The organism is Mycobacterium sp. TH-M11 (assembly GCF_057473725.1).
In genome coordinates this window covers 1-3264 of the sequence record NZ_JBYCLD010000111.1, presented here as the reverse complement: position 1 = coordinate 3264, position 3264 = coordinate 1, and the positions used below count along the sequence as shown (strand labels likewise).

Sequence of the window (3264 nt, the reverse complement as noted above, 5' to 3'; positions counted from 1 at the left end):
GAGTGGTAGACCACCTCTGAGTTGTGCACGACGAGGCCCTCGGCCACGAAGTTGTGTGGGCCGTCGACCTCGATGTCGTAGACCGGCTCCACCGCGTAGGGTTCGATCGATTTGACCCGCTCGAAGCCGAGCCATTCGTTGGTGTGCGCCCGGATCGTCGTTCCATGCGCACCATGGGACGAATGCATGTAGCGACGGCGACCGAATCGACCAGTCCGCTTCGGGTTGCGGCACCCGAGCCGCTCGAAGTCACCGGAAATGCCGAGCCGCCAAGCGATCTGCATACGCTCCGGAGCGTGCCGATAGGGCTGCGTGAACGACCATGGCCCGCCCGCTCGGAGGCCGGACAACTCGGCGAGTTCACGGGCCTGCCCTAGCAACGCCTCATTGGCACAGGTCAACAAGACCGAACCGCCGCTGGCCGGCCCGACGTATCCGTCGGCGTCGACCCAGCCGCCGAGGAAGGCCAACCGCTGATCACGCGGTAATCCGTAAACCCAGTCAGGCACCCGCTTGGTCAGCGACAGGCCCGCAAAGCCCAACTCGACGATCCACTCCGTGAGCGCTTTGGAATTGACGACCACGCGGTACTTGTCGGCCTCGATGCAACGCAGCCCGAACAGGTCTTTCACGACGCGGGTCAACTCGGCCCGCAGCTCGACGTCGCTCTCAGGAATAGCGAACTGAACTCGATAAGTCCTCGTCGACAGATGCAGATTGCCGTCGCCGATGTAAAGCCCCAGCAGCCACATCAGATCGACCGAACTCATTGCCGGAGTTGTCAAGCCGGCAACGCTCGGGAGGTTGGCCGCCGCACCGAAGCTGGGAACGGTTCGTGGCACCCCGATGAAGTCGCCGGGCTTCAGCTCTCCGACGGTGACCCAGCGCCGGGCGTACCTGGCGCGCTGACGGCCGTCCTTGCGCTCGTCACGCAACACCAGCATCGGGTGGTTGTCGGTCGCGCGGACCGTCCGCCGCGTCGTCTTCACCTCGTAGGTCAACCGGGTGTCGGTCTGAGCTGACGCCTTGACCGGCGCAACTACGAATTGCTCGGCAGCCTCGTCATAGGCAAAAACGCGATCGCCGAAGTCGATCTCCTTGATCGGGACTTGGCCCCGGTTAGCCGTCCACACCAACGTGTCACCGGCCAAGCATTCGTATTGGGCGGCGACACCGGAGACCAGCCGCTGCTTCTCCGCCTCGGGGATGCCGAGCCTGTCGTACGTGTTCTTGATGTCCTCGGGCAGATCGTCCCAGGTGGCGGCCTGCTTCTCGCTGGACCGCACGAAGTACTTGATGTTGTCGAAGTGGATGCCCTCGAGATCGGATCCCCAGTTGGGCATCGGCTTGCGTTCGAAGATGCGCAGCGCCTTCAGGCGGTGCTCCAGCATCCACTGCGGCTCGCTCTTCTTGGCCGAGATGTCGCGCACCACTGCTTCGGACAGCCCGCGCTGGGCGCTGGCGCCGGCCACGTCGGAGTCCGACCAGCCGTAGCCGTAGCGGCCCAACGAGGCGATCGTCTCCTCTTGAGTCAGGGTGTCCTTCTTCAGGGCCTCGGCGGGCACGGCCGTCTTGGCGACTTCCGGGGTGAGAGTCACAGCGACACTCCTTTAGTGCTCGTGGTGGCTTCGGCGCGGGCTGTGCGTCGAAGTTCAGTCGGTGTGGCCGGGCTGGGTTGGCCCGCGGCAAGCGGAACGTGGGTGGTGCAGGCGCAATCGCCGTTGACGATTGTCGCCAGCCGCTGCACGTGGGTGCCGAGCACCTCGGCGATCGCCTGCTGCTCGGTTTCGCACAGCTCCGGGAATTCCTCGGCGACGTGCGATACCGGACAATGATGCTGGCAGATCTGCACACCGTGGATCGGGCCACCCACCTGCGTGGTGGTCGCGACGTAACCGGCCTTGGACAAGGCTCCGGCGATTCGCTCCGCGGTGGCCTCGATCTCTTCGTCGGCGCCCGAATCGGCCGCCTCGACACCGGACAGGATCATGTCGATACGCTGCCGCGCGAAATTGCGGACCGCGTCTTCTCCGCCGATCTCCCGCAATTGACGCATCGCGGCGGACGCCAGGTCGTCGTAGCTGTGGTCTAGCTTCGCACGGCCGGTCGCGGTCAGCCGGTACCGCTTGGCGGGCCGTCCCCGTCCGGCTTGCTGCCAGGGCGCCGCGGGTGCCGACTCGGCTTCGCCCATGTCGATCAGCACATCGAGGTGGCGCCGGACCCCTGCGGTGGACAAACCCAGCCGCTCACCGATCTGCCCGGCGGTGATAGACCCCGACTCCAACAGCAGCCGGATGACGGCGCTGCGGGTCTGACCGTCGTGCGTCGCAGCCGCAGCGGCTGCCTCAGCACTTGGGACGGATTGGGGGAATTTCACAACACCAATGTTACGCAATTCCGGGGACGAGTCTAGCAAGGCTACCCTGCGCCGAGGTTGCGCTGAGCACACCTGCCCAGTTCGGCGGGGCCGAGGTGCCGGTTGGTCAGATGGCGGCGACCCGCTGCGCCCGGCTTCGCCGCGCTGGCGATCGCCGCTACGCTGCTGTGATGGCGGACCGCCACCACTCGCTGAGCTCGTCGATCGCCAGCCTGCACGGCGATGAGCTGGCGGTCGGCCCGCCGCTGAACGACACCGAGGAACGCGCGCTCCGTCGCACCCGGGTGTTCGGCGCCACCGGTACGGTCTTGATGGGCATCGGCGCACTCGGCGCCGGAGCGCGGCCGGTCGTCCAAGACCCGACGTTCGGGGTGCGGCTGCTCAACCTGCCGTCGCGGATCCAGACGGTGTCGCTGACGATGACCACCACCGGTGCCGTGATGATGGCGCTGGCTTGGCTGATGCTCGGCCGCTTTGCGCTGGGCAAGCGGAAGATGTCCCGCGGCGAGTTGGACCGCACGCTGCTGCTATGGGTGCTGCCGCTGCTGATCGCACCTCCGATGTACAGCAAGGACGTCTACTCCTACCTGGCGCAGAGCCAGATCTGCCGGCTGGGACTCGACCCGTACCGGGTGGGCCCGGCGACGGGACTGGGCCTCGATCATGTCTTCACGTTGTCGGTGCCGAGCCTATGGCGCGAGACCCCGGCCCCCTACGGCCCGCTGTTCTTGTGGATCGGCCGCGGAATCTCGGCGCTGACCGGCGAAAACATCGTCGCAGCGGTGCTCTGCCACCGGCTGGTCGTCCTGCTTGGGGTTGCTCTGATCGTCTGGGCGACGCCGCGATTGGCCCGCCGCTGCGGAGTGGCCGAAGTCAGCGCGCTGTGG

The 3264-nt window shown here is 66.5% G+C and carries 3 protein-coding genes; 1 reads left to right on the top strand and 2 read right to left on the bottom strand.

The features are described from left to right. Both AC2VOG_RS04810 and AC2VOG_RS04805 read right to left on the bottom strand, forming a co-directional pair. A partial coding sequence (locus AC2VOG_RS04810) for an LAGLIDADG family homing endonuclease (RefSeq protein ID WP_486938779.1) occupies window positions 1–1598 on the bottom strand: 1598 nt, incomplete at its 3' end. Continuing rightward, window positions 1595–2449: a helix-turn-helix transcriptional regulator gene (locus tag AC2VOG_RS04805; RefSeq protein WP_486938778.1), complete on the bottom strand. Its 855-nt coding sequence runs from the start codon at window positions 2447–2449 to the stop codon at window positions 1595–1597. The genes AC2VOG_RS04810 and AC2VOG_RS04805, both read right to left, overlap by 4 nt. Window positions 2450–2547: 98 nt before the next feature. Between AC2VOG_RS04805 and mptB the strand changes: the two genes are divergently transcribed. Next, on the top strand, window positions 2548–3264 hold a 717-nt coding region (mptB, locus tag AC2VOG_RS04800; RefSeq protein WP_486938777.1), incomplete at its 3' end, for a polyprenol phosphomannose-dependent alpha 1,6 mannosyltransferase MptB.